At 56.7% G+C, this 16,087-nt stretch carries 12 protein-coding genes; 5 read left to right on the forward strand and 7 right to left on the reverse strand.

Features of this window, described 5'->3' with window-relative positions; genetic code table 11:
* Position 1 precedes the first annotated feature (1 nt).
* Positions 2–3,112 carry a glycosyltransferase 87 family protein gene (locus ACWORE_RS03995; protein WP_455302735.1) on the forward strand — a complete coding sequence of 1,037 codons (3,111 nt, stop codon included), beginning with the start codon at positions 2–4 and terminating at the stop codon, positions 3,110–3,112.
* Positions 3,113–3,173: 61 nt separating this feature from the next.
* On the opposite strand, the gene ACWORE_RS04000 is transcribed toward ACWORE_RS03995, so the two are convergent.
* Both ACWORE_RS04000 and ACWORE_RS04005 read right to left on the reverse strand, forming a co-directional pair.
* The gene (locus tag ACWORE_RS04000) at positions 3,174–4,601 is read right to left on the reverse strand and encodes a class II 3-deoxy-7-phosphoheptulonate synthase (protein ID WP_455302737.1); all 1,428 of its coding nucleotides are present in this window, start codon (positions 4,599–4,601) and stop codon (positions 3,174–3,176) included.
* Positions 4,602–4,691: 90 nt separating this feature from the next.
* Positions 4,692–5,195 carry a polyadenylate-specific 3'-exoribonuclease AS gene (locus tag ACWORE_RS04005; RefSeq protein WP_012731372.1) on the reverse strand — a complete coding sequence of 168 codons (504 nt, stop codon included), beginning with the start codon at positions 5,193–5,195 and terminating at the stop codon, positions 4,692–4,694.
* A gap of 44 nt (positions 5,196–5,239) precedes the next feature.
* On the opposite strand from ACWORE_RS04005, the gene ACWORE_RS04010 reads away from it, so the two are divergent.
* The 3 genes from ACWORE_RS04010 to ACWORE_RS04020 are packed head-to-tail and all read left to right on the forward strand — an operon-like array spanning position 5,240 to position 9,621.
* Positions 5,240–6,727 (forward strand): glycosyltransferase 87 family protein, encoded by a 1,488-nt coding sequence (locus ACWORE_RS04010; protein ID WP_455302740.1) that lies wholly within the window; start codon positions 5,240–5,242, stop codon positions 6,725–6,727.
* 6 nt (positions 6,728–6,733) lie between these two features.
* Positions 6,734–8,338 (forward strand): glycosyltransferase 87 family protein, encoded by a 1,605-nt coding sequence (locus ACWORE_RS04015; RefSeq protein ID WP_455302741.1) that lies wholly within the window; start codon positions 6,734–6,736, stop codon positions 8,336–8,338.
* Positions 8,320–9,621, forward strand: coding sequence for an acyltransferase family protein (locus tag ACWORE_RS04020; protein WP_455302743.1), 1,302 nt, complete (start codon positions 8,320–8,322; stop codon positions 9,619–9,621). The genes ACWORE_RS04015 and ACWORE_RS04020 overlap by 19 nt, the downstream gene beginning before the upstream one ends.
* Before the next feature lie 162 nt (positions 9,622–9,783).
* Here the strand turns inward: ACWORE_RS04020 and ACWORE_RS04025 are convergent, their stop codons facing one another.
* From ACWORE_RS04025 to ACWORE_RS04045, 5 genes are all read right to left on the reverse strand, one after another.
* The gene (locus ACWORE_RS04025; RefSeq protein ID WP_406605865.1) at positions 9,784–10,509 is read right to left on the reverse strand and encodes a lysophospholipid acyltransferase family protein; all 726 of its coding nucleotides are present in this window, start codon (positions 10,507–10,509) and stop codon (positions 9,784–9,786) included.
* A complete protein-coding gene (locus tag ACWORE_RS04030) occupies positions 10,502–11,482 on the reverse strand; it encodes an ROK family protein (protein WP_455302746.1) in 981 nt (326 codons plus the stop codon). Before ACWORE_RS04030 ends, ACWORE_RS04025 begins: the two co-directional genes overlap by 8 nt.
* 96 nt (positions 11,483–11,578) lie before the next feature.
* Entirely contained in the window at positions 11,579–12,727 is a 1,149-nt protein-coding gene (locus ACWORE_RS04035) for a glycosyltransferase family 4 protein (RefSeq protein ID WP_455302747.1), read from the reverse strand.
* Between the two features lie 29 nt (positions 12,728–12,756).
* Positions 12,757–13,791, reverse strand: a complete 1,035-nt coding sequence (locus ACWORE_RS04040; protein ID WP_455302749.1) for an NlpC/P60 family protein — start codon at positions 13,789–13,791, stop codon at positions 12,757–12,759.
* A gap of 336 nt (positions 13,792–14,127) precedes the next feature.
* Positions 14,128–14,778: a C40 family peptidase gene (locus ACWORE_RS04045; RefSeq protein ID WP_296138222.1), complete on the reverse strand. Its 651-nt coding sequence runs from the start codon at positions 14,776–14,778 to the stop codon at positions 14,128–14,130.
* A 505-nt stretch (positions 14,779–15,283) separates the two neighbouring features.
* Here ACWORE_RS04045 and ACWORE_RS04050 point away from each other — a divergent pair.
* Positions 15,284–16,087 carry an exonuclease domain-containing protein gene (locus ACWORE_RS04050; RefSeq protein WP_455302751.1) on the forward strand — a complete coding sequence of 268 codons (804 nt, stop codon included), beginning with the start codon at positions 15,284–15,286 and terminating at the stop codon, positions 16,085–16,087.

The following is a 16,087-nucleotide window of genomic DNA, read 5'->3' on the forward strand; positions in this document are numbered from 1 at the left end:
TGTGTCCCACCATTTAGACTCTGCTTCGACGTCGGCACGTTCTGAGTTTTCCGCGTCTTCCGAAGAAGACCAGGCATCACAGTCGACGCAGACCGATCCTGCTGAGGCCGCAGCGCCCACGTCCCCGTTGAGTGAAGCAACGGTGAACGACTCAACGTCGGATGAATCACACGCCGACGACGGTGCCTCCTCGGACACCGTCTCGGAGACAGTGGCAGCTAACGGCAACGCGAGAGTTACAGCAACAATGGAGTCTGGCGAGACCTCGCGTCGGAAATGGGACCGGAAAGCTCTCATCATTGATGGAGCCTTGACTGCCGCATTTGTGATAACTCGGGCCGTGATGTGGTGGCTCGACCACCACATCGGTGACTACTGGATGATCGACACCCCGGTGGATTATTACTTCAAAGGCCTCGACGACCCAGGTTCTGGGGCCATGCAAGAGTATCCCGTACCGGTCATGTGGATGGTCACCGTCTTGAAGTGGCTGACCATGATCTTCTCCTCCGCCGACAAGATCACGGTATCCATCTGGATGTTATTAGTCGTTGACGTCGGGTTTTTTGCCTGGCTTACTGCCAGCCGACGCTGGTGGGGTGCCGGATTCTGGGTTCTCTTCGGGCTGTTCTTCGGACCTTTACTGTGGACCCGCTGGGATATCGTCCCCGCTGTGCTCGTGGCCGCCACACTGGTCACGCTTGTTCGGCACCCGAAGGTCTCAGGCGTCCTCTTAGGGTGTGCGGCCATGATCAAACTGTGGCCGGCCATCATCGGCACGGCACTCGTCGGCTGGTGGAAGAGCCGGCAGACATGGCAACGGATCGCGTCATTCGCAACCACGTGCGTCGTCATTGCAGCTTTGTCCGTGTGGGGGCATGGTTTCCACCGCATCACGTCGGTGTTCAATTACCAGGGTGATCGCGGTCTTCAGATTGAATCCATCCCCGCAACTGGCGTGATGTGGGCTGCCCACCACGGCGAAGACGCGCTGAGCATTTCATACGCGGCATCGCAGTCGTTTGAAGTGTTCGGTCCCTCGGTGTCTCGATGGGAGACGTTCTCGACGATCCTGACCGTCATTATGGTCCTCGTCTGTGTATACCTGTGCGTCGCCGCGTTGATCGGAGCGAACGGTTTCCGAAGCATGTTCCCGCGCGCCGCGGACGGCGCATTGACACCGCCCCAACAACGCATGCTTGTCATCGAGAAAACCACTGACAATGGCTGGTCGGCGCGGCGATCGGCATGGTTGGCGCTGATCATCATCGGGGCCGTGCTGATCTCAAACAAGGTGATGTCCACCCAATACGTTTTGTGGTGGGCCGCTCCCCTCGCCGTGTGCCTTGACTCAGTCCATGGCAGTCCGGCGTCGGCAAGCAAACAATCAGCATGGAGTCTGCGGATAGCTGGTGGTCTCATGCTGGTCATCGGTGGTTTGTCGCAGTGGATTTATCCCGTTGCCTATAACTCGATAATCAGCAACGACGATAACCCCTCGGTCATGATTCTGGTCGTCCGTAATCTGCTGATCATTGCGGTTTTCCTCATGTTGGTGGTTGGATTCGCTAAAGAGCCTTCGGTCCGTCTTGTGCGTCTCCGCGATATCTCGAACATAATTCACCGACGGTACGCTCGCGGACAGTGGCGGAACATCACCATCGAACGCACGCCTATGTCCAGGCGCTATCACGCGAAACACCGCCTCCGTCGGCTGGTTATCACTTCCCGTAAACCCAACCAGATTGAGTCCGACGACTCGGCGCAGAGTGCTCATGAAAATGTGAGCGCAGATACGTCGACGGCTGTCGCTACCGGTGCCGATATTAGTGCAGATACGGACACTGCTACAGATACGACGCAGCACGTGGACGGAGAAGAATCTGGTACACCGCCGGTCGACGACGAAGAAGCCACGGACGAAGAAGCCATGGCCGACGACGAAGGAGAATCGCAGAAGTCATCGCGGTCGCACGCGTGGCAGGGTGTTGGCCAGCGTATTCTCAATTCCGAGCTCACCGGTGTGTGCCTGATCGCGGTGGGTGTCTATGCCCTAGTGCAGACCATCGTCGGTATTGCATTGGCTTACAATGCAAAGCTCTTTAATTCGTCTTTCTCGGACCAGATTCAATCGTGGGATGCACAATGGTTCACGAGAATTGCTGAATTCGGTTACCGCGGGGGCGAAGCGATCGACGGGAATCCGCCCGAATTCCGCACAGTGGCTTTTCTTCCTGGAACACCGTGGTTACTACGAGCCACCCATGCCATAACCGGATTGGATTGGACCGCGGCTGGCTTGCTGATGAACGCCATCATCGGAGCCATTGCCACATGCCTGCTCGCCGCTATCATCCGTAAATTCACCAGCTCACTACTTGCCGTTGTGCTCGCTGTGGCGGTCTTCGCTGGTTTCCCGATGTCAGTGACGTACATGATGGCGTACTCGGAGGCGCTCTTCGCGCTCTGCACGTTCCTGTTTATCCTGGGCTACTTGAACAAGGATTTCTCTCTCGCTGTGACAGGTGTGTTCATGGCCTGCCTTGTCAGAATGACCGGGTATGACCTTGCCATTGCATTCGCAATCGGGGTTCTGCTGCATGATCGTCGCAATGTACGCGCATGGATTTGTGTTGCCGTCGCTCCCCTCGGCGGAGCCATTTATATGCTGTGGGCAGACCATCTTGCGCGGGACGCCGGCGGCTACTTTGCCGTTCAAAAAGACGGCTGGGGAACGCAATTCGATTTCGGGAAGACCACACTTCACGATCTGCCGAGGCAGATTTTCGCCCTCGAGGGTGTTGTCCCACTGTGGGGTTCGCTAGCCATCCTGGGGACACTCACCCTCATCATTGTGGGTATTATCAGGCGTTTCCCCTTCATGATGTGGCTCTGCGGCACAGGGGTGGGCCTCAACGTGATTCTGTCGTCGGGGTACTTCCACTCGCGACCGCGCCTACTGCTCATGGCAGGCGTGCTACTCACTATTTGCATGATCGTGACGACGGTTCGACGATGGCCAATCCTGACCACGGCCTACACCGTCGTCATCGTCTGGGTCGGAGTATGGCTGTCCGAATACATGCTGACTCAGTGGGCCTACGCCATTTAGTCGTAAGTACGTAGACCAAAAAAGGTGGGGCGGTCGTATGCACCACCCCACCGAATGAGCCTTAATTACGCAACATCTCTGCAACCAAGAAGGCTAGCTCCAACGATTGCTGCGTGTTCAACCGTGGATCACATGCCGAAGCATAGCGGCCAGGCAAGTCCACATCAGTGAGGTCTTGCGCGCCACCCACGCACTCGGTGACATCCTCACCGGTGAGCTCAATGTGGATTCCGCCGGGATGCGAACCGATGGCCCGGTGGACCTCGAAGAATCCTTGAACTTCGTCGATAACACGGTCGAAGTCGCGCGTCTTGTACCCGTTTGAGCTCGTGAATGTATTGCCGTGCATGGGGTCACACTGCCAAATCACTTTATGACCAGTGGCTTCCACGGCCTCGACGATCGGTGGCAGCACCGTCCGGATCTGGTCGTAACCCATCCGAGACACCAAAGTAAGACGGCCTGGCCGCCCCTTGTATCCCTTCACGTGGCCCGGCGCGTCGTCCGCCACATCCGGATCGAGCTTCTCTACGTAAGCGACCGCTTCCTCAGGCGTCGTCGAGGGCCCAATCTTGAGTCCCACTGGGTTGGAGATCAAGGCAGCGAGGTTGACGTGGAAGTCGTCAATACCCCGGGTTCGTTCACCGATCCATACTTCGTGTGCTGAGAGGTCATAAAGGACTGTTTCTCCAGCTGGATCCTGGCCCAGGCGCAACATGGCGCGCTCATAATCAACGACGAGGGCTTCGTGGGAGCAGTAGATATCGGCCGTGTGCAAGTTCGAGTCCGATACCTTACATGCCTCCATGAAGCGCAGGCCATGATCAATTTCTGATGCCAGGGCTTCATAGCGCGCACCTGCCGGGGAGGTCTGCACGAATTCGCGGTTCCATTCGTGGAGTTTGTGCAAATCCGCAGTCCCGGATGCCGTCAAGGACCGAACGAGGTTCATTGCGGCGGCGGCATTCGCGTAGGCGCGAACCATCCGAGCGGGGTCGTGACGACGCGCCTCTTCCGTGGCTTCAACGCCGTTGACTAAGTCGCCTCGGTAATTCAGCAGCCCCTGGCTGTCGTAATCAGAGCTGCGGGGTTTAGCGTATTGCCCCGCGATCCTCGCCATTTTGACGACTGGCATTGACGCACCGTAGGTCAACACAACAGCCATTTGCAGCAGGGTTTTTATATTGGCGCGAATGTGCGGTTCGGTATTGGATTCGAATGTCTCCGCGCAGTCCCCACCTTGTAATAAGAAGGCTTCGCCGAGCGCAACATGTCGCATCTGCTCTTGAAGTTTGCGAATTTCCGCAACCACGACAATCGGGGGTACAGACTCCAAAATCTTCCGCACATTGGAGGCATCCCGCTCATTCCAGGTGGGTTGTTGGAAGGCGGGGCGGGAGATCACATCTTGGAATCTTTCTTCTAAAACACCAGGTAGAGGCGGTAAATCAGGGAGGTCATTAACCGGTAAATCTATTGTCCAGCTCACAGGGGCAAAGTCTAGCGTAGCTTTGCGTTATGTACTGAAAAGCCAGCGAGTTACCCCAGAATGGTGACGACTCTCCCTTGATGCCTGCCCCTACTTCAATTCCATTCCCGTTTTTTCTTTAAAGACCCGCGCACACACTTTGAACTTGGCGACGTTGTGCCGCGCATCAGCTAAGGCATCATGTGCGTTTTCCGGGACCGGAGGCAGAGCTGGCTTGCCGACGAAGACCCACGCATGCTTCATCTCTCGGGTGAACCTGGGGATATTCCTCGGCAGGTCCTGCATAATGCCCCACAGCTGAACCAAACAGATGTGGTCATACGCCCCCACCCACGCCCACAAACGAACGTGGTCGTCGTCGCCAAAGAACTCTTCTAAATCGCGCCGGATCGTCGATCTGTTTTTCCATAGTGGCGACGACGGGTTCGGGAGATGCGGCAACACGTGCTTCTTCACCCACGGATTGGCGCGGGAGAGATCGGCGTCGGTAGATACTGCGTAATATTCACGGCCGTCACTGGCAACAATGCCAATAGAGACGAGATCTATAGTCTGACCATCTTCAATAAATTCGGTGTCATAAAAATAATCCATATGACAAGGCTAGTACGTCATGGATAACGTGTTCAGGTTGTTCTGTGTCTGAACGACGGTGGCCATCGTCGGCAACGAACATCAACAATGAAAAAAGACCGACCGGGGTGCCGATCAGTGAGGTTCCGCCACGACTGGGATGCCAGGTAGACTCTGAGGCCATGCGTGTCCGCGGTAGTTGTGAACGAATCGTACATTTTTTATCTGAGACGTGGGTGGGCCGGCTCGTGGTCACCGCCGTTCTCGGGCTCGTTCTGTACTACCACTTCTTCGATGTGTTCGGCGACGGAGAATTTCGCTACCACATCGACCTCGATGTGTATCGGTCAGGAGGACAGGCTTTTGTCCGCGGTTTCGGGCTTTATGACCGCGATTATCCTGTGCGCGGCATTAATCTTCCATTCACCTACCCTCCCCTGGCGGCCATCCTCTTCAGTACGCTGACGTGGTTTTCGCTCAAAACTGACACCCTGTTAATGGTTTTCGCCACGGCGGCGATGACCTGGTGGTGTGGTGCGGTTCTGATTAACCACTTCACGGACCCTGTGCGCACGTCCGGTGCCGGCGGTAAATCGGCTCAGCAGACCACGACCAGCTCATTTAAGCGGGCAGGGTGGCTGTCCTACATGATTCTTCCGTTGGTTCTCCTGGGTGAGCCTTTTACGCACACATTAAGTTTCGGGCAGATCAACGTTTTCCTTATGGCCCTCGTGCTGCTGGATACCGCCGTGAAGCGCACTTGCTGGCCTCGAGGCATATTTATCGGATTAGCAGCCGCCATCAAATTAACGCCCGCCGTGTTTGGCCTCTTCTTCCTCGTTAAAAGAGATTGGAAATCAGCCATCACCTGCGCCGTCTCTGGGGCGGCGTGGACCGCGATCGGCTGGGCAGTTCTCCCCCACGATTCAAAAGATTATTGGACCGTCGAAATTCACAATCCTGATCGGATCGGGGGGTTGGCCTATGCCGGTAACCAGTCTCTACGAGGAATGATCGCCCGTTTTACGAATGACGACACTCTCCAGTCTCGGTGGTGGGTTGTCCTTAGTGTGTTGACATTTGGGCTCATTCTCACTGCCATGCTGCGCCTGATGCGTACGGCATCCAGGCTTCAATCCGATCCTGGCGCGGGTAATCGGCTTTCTGCCACCGGCCCCCGCTATGACGGTCAGAGTTTCACCATCGCATTAGTGGCTGCCACCAGCCTTGTTGCACTCCTTCTCTCCCCTGTCTCGTGGTCGCACCACTGGGTCTGGTTCTTGCCGTTCGTCATTGTGACCATGAATGCGGCCTGGAATTCGCGGCACATTATTCCTCGTTGGCAGAACAATGTGCTGTGGGTTGTTGCGGTAGTGGGCTTGATGATCTCCACGGTCACGCCATTCCATTGGTTCTTCCCCAACTCGGAAAACCAGGAGCTTCAGTGGTCTTTGATTCAAAAGATGGTCGGAAGCGACTATGCTCTGTGGGGCTTCCTCTTCCTGATTACGATGGCATTATTCCCACGAGCTTTTACCACTGAGAAAAGCTAGTAGCCTGTGGCTTTCTCATTCACAGGGTTCCGACGTCCACCGCGCCCGGCCGACGCAGCCAACGGCGGCAGAGAAGACTCCACGCACACCATCGATAGCCGACGAGTGACGCGGGGTTCGGGCCAAAGGCCTGGCTCAACTATATGGGGTTGGGTCCTCGTCGGCGGATTGTCATGTGTATCGCTGTTCTTCACGTTGTGGACGCTACGGTTCACACGTGATCTTGATAGCTCTGCCTATTCCGATGGTGGCGGATACAGTCTCCACCTGGGCGACTCTTCAGGGATTGTGTTGCCCCCGCGAAACCTCGTTGACCTCGAGGTTTACCGAGCGGGTGCCCGTGCGATCGTTCAGCATCACGCGCTGTATGAGGGCACTTTCTCAACTAGCGAGCGTTCTCTCCCCTTTACCTATCCCCCTTTTGCCGCATGCGTGATGGTGGGGCTACTTGTTCTACCCACCGTCGTCGGGATGGTGTTTCATTCTGTGCTGTCCCTCGGCGCACTTCTTCTCACAACCTCAATCCTCACACGAGGGTGGAAAACCCAGTGGCGGTATCTCGCGGCCGCCACGATCGTCGTATCGGAACCAGCCCGTGCGACGTTGTCTTTCGGGCAGATCAATTCAGTGTTGCTACTCATGGTTGTGGTTGATTGGTGGATTCTCTCCGAAGCTCCACCAGGGTCCCGACGTCGCGCAGTGGCAGGTGTGCTGACAGGGTGTGCCGCTGCCATCAAGCTAACTCCTGCCGTTTTCATTCTGGTTCCGCTTCTTCGCCGGGATGTCTGGTCAACAGCGCGGTGCGCGGTCTCCGCGATGGTGGCAACCGGTATAGGTGCGTTAGTCGCCCCCCATGACACCTGGGTTTACTTCCGTCATGTGTTGTGGGCGACGGATCGGATCGGCGACCCGACGATTATTTCCAATCAATCGGTTAAAGGGACGCTGGGACGACTCGCCACGTCAGTGGCTGACTCTCATGCGGCTGCTGGTGCGTCGCGGCCAATGGCCATCGTCTGGGCGCTGATTGTGCTTGTCCTAACGGCTCTCCTCATCACGAGGAATTGTCGTCGCCAAAACGACGTCCAAAGCCCAGGCCAAATCAATACTGGTCGAGCTATTCTTCCTTCGGCGGTGGGGCTTTTCGGGCTCCTCGCCTCACCAGTCAGTTGGACACATCACTGGGTATGGGCCTCACCGGCCATAGTCACCCTGTTCACTATCACTGGGAGCAGTAATCTTCCCGCCACGACGCGTTCTGATGCGGTGGACTCGCCTCACAGCAGTCAGCATTCCAGGTCTCGTCGAGCCAAATGGTATGCAATACCAACTGAGACCGGTTCAGGAATTTTCCTCATGGGAACTGTATGGTGGGCAACTCTGGTGTCGCGGTGGGTGGACGGCCCCAGACCGGAGGTTTTCGCCCAGCTACTCTCCCATGGTGGGTTCATCAATAACGTCATAGACGCACTCTTATCAGTGTTCATCGGGTGTCTAGAAAATAGCTATGTGGTGTGGGCTGGATTCGCATTTGTCACCTTGGCTTCTGTAGCCTGGTCACCTGCCCAACGACGGAGGAGAATTACACGTACATGTCAGCTTCATCGGTGACACGTCTGTCTCGTTCGCGTCGCAACATACTCGCTACCCGCCGTGCACCAAGCAGCGCGGCTGACTCGACGTCAGCACCTCACGACGGTACAGAATCTTCCTCTACTGGTGTGTCGGTACGACCTGAGGCCGGGGTTACACCACAAAGTTCGGATAGCGCAGTAACCGCGACAAGAACTGACACGACAGAAACACCCACACCGCGCAAAAAACAGAGACTCCTGTGGCCGGACATCGGCAAAGGCATCTCCATCTTGGGCGTGTGTTTCCTCCATGCCACGATTTACACCCCCGACGGCGTATACACCGCCGCAAACGCGGTTAATGACTGGTTGGGCCCCGTACGCCTACCTATGTTCTTCATGGTGTCGGGCCTGTTTTCGTATAAGGTCCGACGCCAGACGCTCGGAGAACTCTGGCACTCACGTCTCCGCTTTTTGCTAATCCCTTACCTTGTGTGGGCACCACTAGAGCTCTGGTCCAAAATGTGGGCCAACAATTTTGAGATAGATACTCACGAAATTGTCACGTCAGTGGTCCACGGCGAATGTGGCCTCTGGTTCCTCCACTGCTTAGTTCTTTTCACCCTAGCCGTCTGGGTAACAAAATGGCTGCCTGATCATTGGGCACTTGCGGTCAGTGTTCTTCCATGGTTGTGGCAGATGTGCAACCCTGTCACGCCGACACAGTCGCACATTTTCAATTACATGCCGGTCTATTTCGTCGGCGTATTCATGCGGCCGGCCTTGCTCGCGTTAGCGCGGAAATGGCGGTCACCATGGTGTTGGGCGGGAAGCTTTGCTCTCTTTTGGTGTACGAAGGTGGCCTATTCGCATTTCGGTGAGAGTTACGATCACCTCGTCGAGATGGGAATTGCTCACAACGACGCTGGCCAGCTCGATGTTCTGTTTTCGTCCATCCGAGCACTGGGGGCACTTCCGTTATCAATCTTGGTTTGTGCGCTCGTGGCACAGATCCCCCTTCTAGCGCGCCCCTTGCAATACATAGGGCAGCGGACTTTGGTCATCTATCTGTTCCACATGACCGCGATGAACCTGACGTGGGATCGCGCCCTCTATGTCTACGGCATCCGCGAGGACGTGACCAACGCCAGTGACAACGTCCGAATGGCGTGTATCATCGGACTGTTCATCCTTTGCCTGGCGTCGGGTTGGGTCGTCGAACAATGTAAGCGATTGCCCGTCGTCGGCTGGACGATCCGCCCATCAATCCCCTTTTTCCACTTCCCCCTCCGGGAGCGCAAAGCAGCATCCGCATCGTAATACGCCTCCGTCGACCTTACCGCGATGCCTAGGGCCCCGTTGAGGCAGCCGCCGTCGATCCGGCCCAATGTTGGTAGGGCCCCGTTGGACGAGGCCAGCAGACCAGCCGCCTCGCGGCAAGGCTAACGTCATCAGGCTAGTTTCTTTGCAAGGGACCTGATCTTACTTGGGCTCGCTCCCCCGTAAGTACCCTTTCCCCTCATTCAAGGCAGCTTTCACATCCGCTGCATAAAAGTCATGGACATATTCCTGGCCACCGAGTTGATGGAGTGATTCCATAATGTCGTCGGTAAATGTCCTGAGGCGCTCGTATTCGTCCTCAATATGCATGTAATCCAACGGATCAAGAGGCTCCCCCACGGAGACTCCTACGCGAACCGGCCGCGGGAATAAGGAGCCAATAGGGTTAGCTTTCCGAGTGTTGATCATCGCGACAGGATAGACATTCTGCCCTGACTCGAACGCCAGCCGCGCAATCCCTGTCTTCCCACGGTATAACCGGCCATCAGGCGACCGGGTTCCTTCCGGGTACATGCCCATTAGGTCGCCACGGCCAACCACTTTCAACCCCGCGTTTAATGCATCCTGAGCGGCCTGACCGGATGAGCGGTCGATCGGGTACTGCCCCACCGACGAGAAAAACCAGGCCTGTATCCGGCCCACGAGCCCCGGCGTCGTAAAATACTCGCTCTTAGCAAGAAAAGTGATCTGACGCGGGCATAGCAGCGGAAGATAAAACGAATCCATCACCGAGAGGTGATTGCTAGCCAAGATCGCTGGGCCCTCCGAGGGGATCCGGTCGATGTTCTTCGTAAACGGCCTGTTCCATACCCGAAGAAAAGGACCGAAGAGAATGTATTTAAATGTCCAATACCAGCGATTATGCATGACTTTCCTTGAAGCTATCTCGAGCCAAATCAGCGACCCCAATCATACCGGCTTCTGCCCCTAATGTTGCCGTTTTGATCTCCGCGAGTGGCCGATGCCCTGCCCCCACCACATTATCGGTATAAGCCCGAAGAGCACGGGACATAAAAAGATCAGAGTCGGTGGAAACGCCACCCCCGATGACGATCAGGGACGGGTCGAAAAAGTCCTGGACCATGGCCAGACCTCGGCCCAACCAAAGGCCAAAGTCATCGACCACGAGCTTCGCTAGGGGATCCCCTTCTCGGGCAGCGAGAGAGACATGCCGGCCGGTGATTTCATCCGGGCGGGTCCGGTAGTCGCGAAGTAGGTCAGAGTCTAAGTCAGTATGGGAACCGATCATTTCGCGAGCGGTCGTCGCCATTGCTGTCCCGGAACAGTAGCGTTCCAGGCAACCCCGCTTACCACATGAGCATTGACGACCATCGGGGACTACGCAGATATGACCGAACTCGGGCGCGGTGCCGTACGCTCCCCGATAGATCTCGCCGTTCACCATCAACGTACCGCCAATACCGGTTCCGATGGCAAAGAGCACCCAATTGTTCTCATCATAGGCGCTGCCGTAGCGATACTCGCCCCACGCGGCAGAATTAGCGTCGTGCTCCAAGCGGACGGGAAGACGAAGCCGCTCCTCCAGACGGTCGACCACCTTCGCATCGCGCCAGGGAAGGTGGGGTGCGTACCGGACTGTTCGACAGTCCGGCGTCAAGAACCCGGCTACTGCCATCCCTACCGCAGCGATGTGGTGCCGGCGCTGTAAGTGTCGGACAATCTGCACCACACCGTCTTCCAGCGCATGTGATGAAGCCGGTGTCGGGATTTGCTCCGAATCGATGATTGTCCCCTCGTCGGTAACAACCGCACCACGCAGGTTCGTACCACCAATATCAAAGCCGACAGTAAGCGGCCGGACAGAAGCGTGATCGGACATCAATACCTTTCGTTGAGGACCGCCGAAGAAAGAATCGTCTCAGCCAGTGGATAATGGCCTACTTCCGACGACGTAACTGGCGAATGGCTAACTTATTCAATCTAGCCCGTCGAATAAAACCTGGGCCAATTGCGGCCCCCTCACGGACCACGACCACTCCTTTTGGATGTATTCGCGGCCCTTCTTCCCCATCGCTACAGCGCGTTCTGGTTCAGCAAGCAGCCCCGCGACGGCATCCACAATCTCATCGACATGTCGGCCATTGACAACGATCCCTGTTTCCGAGGGACGAACTGTCTCTGGTGCTCCCCCACCGTCTCCTGCGACGACGGGCACGCCACATGCTTGGGCTTCAAGAAAGACGATGCCTAATCCCTCAACATCCAGTCCGCCGCCGAGCGTGCGGACCGGCATTGCGAAGACATCAGCGCACCGATAAAAATTCGGTAAAACATCAAAAGGAACAGACCCCGTCGTGATGAGAGAATCACTGACTCCTAAGGCTGATGCACGATCGCTGAGCGACTTTCTCCCTTGACCAGGCCCAACAATGAGAAGTTTCGCTGAAGGGATATACTTCCGGATGCCGGGGAGAGCTTCCACAAGCATGTCTTGCCCTTTTCGCGGCACAATCCGCGAAATGCATACAACGAGGGGGCCGTCGCCTAACCCATATTGCCGACGAACACGGTCGCCCGCCTCCTTATTCGGCGAAAAACGGACGATATCAACCCCGGGTTGGAGGGATGACCACGTTGGGTGGGGGCCGAAGGCGCGACGTGTTCGCATCTGGGCATATTTGGACACGTAGGTCAGCATGTCGACACGCCCGCCGATCAGGCGAAGGACTTGTCGCGCCCCTGGGATCATCGACCAGCCGATTTCGTGGCCATGCGTCGAGGCCACGATCCTTCGGGCACCCGCTCGACGGGCAGCTGAGCCCATGAGGGCGAGTGGGGTACTCGCACCGAACCACACAGTGTCAATTGACCAGGCGCGGATAATTTCTTGCATCCGTCGGGCTGTCATCGGGGTGGGCAGCATAACCCGACGCGGCCAACGAATGATGGTAAAAGGAGCGTCGCGGTCGAAGGCCTGAGTTGCGCTATCATCCTGGGTGGAGGCGAAAACGATCAATTGCTCGGGGTCGAGAGTCTGAGCAAACTCGTGAAGGTACGTCTGAATCCCACCCACTGTCGGTGGGAAATCATTGGTGACGAGCAAGACCCGACGAGAGTGACTCATGGGCTCACATTCTATGAAACATCGCTGCTCTAGTAGCGACGGGCCCCGTACACAGGCATCGAGTTTACTCCGACAACCTGTACAGGGATCCCGTAATCGGCAGCGTGGACGACCTTGCCATTGCCGATATAGAGACCGACGTGGGTGGCCCCTGGGTAGTATCCGATGACGTCACCGGGTTGAAGATCGTTCATGGATACGGGCGTTCCACCAGCCATCTGAGCGCCGGAGGTGCGAGGAATAGTCTTTCCCATTTGGCGGTATGACCAGTACACCAGTCCTGAACAGTCGAACTCATTCGGCCCGGCCGCGCCCCATGAGTACGGAGCACCGAGCTTCAATAGGGCCGCATTGACAGCAGCGTTAGCCGATTGCTGGGCGGCTTTGATTTGGTCCTTACCCATGCGAATCGGGTTGTTCTTATCTTCCCACCGCCGACGCTCTTCAGCGGAGAGGTTATCGATCGCAGCCTTGATTCGAGCAGTCTGAGCTTTAAGCTCGTCCTGCTTGGCGAGCAGCTCTTTTTCCTGCTTATTCAACTCATCGGAAGCGTTCTGAGCAGCGTCTTTGGCTTTTGCGGCGACATCTCGCTCTTTATTCGCCGCACTTGACTCACGTCGGTACTGATCGAGCATATTTTGCCGTCCGGTGGCAAGGGCGCTGATATACGATGCCCGGTCGATAGCGTCCTGTGGGTTCGCCGCACCGATATAGGCAGTGGTGGGGTCAATGCTGACTTGCCGGTAGCGCGACAACGCGATCTGATCCACCTTGGAGCGAATCGCGCTAGCTTTATCCGACGCCGTCCGTGCCGCGTCCGACTTGCTATCGACGTCGTGCTGGGCTTCCCTCAGCGTTTGATCAGCGCCTTTGATCTTTTCTTCAAGCTCTTTGATTTTTTCCGACGTCCGCTCGGTTTCGCGCGAAACCTCAGACATCTGCGCGAAAAGATCGTCTTTATTCGCCGGTGTCGCTGCCGAGGGGGCAGGGTCGGCATGAGCGGGAATCTGGCCAACTACCGGAATGGCAAGAAAGGCTGGGAGGGAGGCCGCAGCTACCACCATTCGAGTACACCGCGACGGCAAAACCATAGTGAGACGCACGGTGATACTTTTACCAGTTCCGCGTCAAAAAATCACCTTGACCAGTCAAAATGTTAATAAAGTTAACCGTGTGGCCAATGCGGTTAATACCTACCGGGATTAACCAACCCTATCGACGTCGCCCATGCCGCGCGAACCAGCACCGAGCCCGCCAGATCTCGTCAGTTCTTTATATAACAAAAAGCGCCCAGATCACCAGGGCGCTTTAATCCTCAGCTGTACTTAAGCAGCCGGAAGGTGTTTAGCCACTACAGTCGGCCGTGTGCAACAAGCTCGTGCCGGGCTCAACAGTTCGCGTTACGCGTAGCGGGCAGCCGAGTAGGCCTGCATGGAGCTCAGCGGAACGACAGACACGACCTGACCTTCCTGCGGAGCGTGAACGACGTTGCCGCCACCGACGTAGACGCCGACGTGGTTTCCGCCGTAGAAGCCGACGATGTCACCGGGCTGCAGCGCGTCGAGCGCAACAGGGGAGCCGCCCGCCAGCTGAGAATTCGAGGTCCGCGGGATGGCGATGCCAACCTGGTCGTAGGCCCACTTCACGAGACCCGAGCAGTCAAACGCTGCGGGGCCGGTAGCTCCCCAAGCGTAAGGGGATCCCTGCTTGGACTGAGCGGCGTCGGCAATCTTCTGACCAACGCTGCGCAAGGTCTCGATCGGATCGATGGCCGGAGCTTCAGCCGGTGCACCCCCAATGTTTGCGGCGGTAGCGTCGGCGTTCGGGATGTTAGCCTGCGACATGTAGTCGTGGATCTGTTTGTTCAGCGCGTCCTGTGCCTGCTGAATCTGGTCCGGAACAGTGACCGTGTACTGAGTGTTAGGAATCTGAACCTCAGCAGCAGATGCGTTGGCAGCGCCTGCGATTGCGGTAGTCGCGCTCAAACCCACAGCAGAAACTGCAGCAATTTTGCGGCCGGTGGAAGCGCTCAAGCGGCTACGGTTAGCCATTCGTGTTTCTCCGATGCGTGTCGACGGTCAAATCTCAGGCGGCACCCGCCGCTCTGTAATGTCTCGAAAAGGTTACGAAATGGATACGGTCTATGTCCAACTCGAAACCCGGGCAGAGGGTTCATTCACCCCAACCGCCATTCTGTAACCGAAACGTTATTTTCGGGCCGCCTTCTACAGCACTATGGTCACCTTAACCCACAAGCCCCTCTTGCGCTGGGAAAATTCCTCAACCTGAGAGCTATCAATCACTCTAAGGCTCCCCGGAGTGACGCTCCCAATAATCCAAAATATGATATCTATCACAGTTTTGTTACGAAACCTCATCTCTCCCACAGAACTCACGCGTTTCAGCCTTCGATGGGCCACATCGCACATATATTTCGTCGCTACTCGAACTATGACTCTCCCCGGCTTTGCCGCATACCTCTGTGTCCCATGAGCGTTGTACCCTCTCACTGTGAACCGCGCCCGCACATCACTCGTCCCACATCATGGTGACTCCGTGAATTCAGAACACCCGTCATCTGACGCGCAGGCGCATTTCCCCGTTTCTCCGACATTCAACCAGGACATCGCCGACTCCCTGATCGTCAACACAACATTCGTCGTCGTGGACCTCGAAACCACGGGTTTCTCCGCGCACGAGGACCGCATCATCGAAATCGGAGCGGTGAAGATTCATGGCGGCGAGGAAATCTCCCGCTTTTCTACCTTCGTCGATCCGGGTCGGCTCATCCCCCCGCTCATCACGAATATCACTGGAATCAGTGACGATGATGTTAATGGAGCACCAGAAGAAGCCCAGGCAGTCAAGGATTTCCTCGAGTTTGCACGCGGGACGGTTCTTGTCGCCCATAACGCCCGCTTCGATATTGGTTTCCTCCAAGCTGCATCAATGCGCGCACACATCACGTGGCCACAGCCAACTCACCTGTGCACATTGGTCCTTGCCCGAACGATGCTGGACCGCTCTGCCGTCGGGTCATTCAAACTGTCGTCTCTCGCGCGTCATTTTCACGCCACGACGACCCCCACGCACCGCGCGCTCCATGACGCACTAGCCACAGTGACTGTGTTCCACGGTCTTCTTGAGGAGCTCGGGTCCCACGACATCATTCATGTCGGGGATATTCCCACGCGCCCCAGTCGTGGGGCTGCTGGTGCGTTGGTCTCCCAGGTACCGACCCCCCCGATGCCACGTCGATTTCGCCGTCTCCCAACCGCTACCGCCGCCTCATTGAGAACGTCCCCTCCGGCCCAGGCGTCTATATTTTCCGTTCACACTCGGGTGAACCGTTATATATAG

The sequence above is a fragment of the Corynebacterium sp. c7Ub_26 genome, assembly GCF_053760365.1.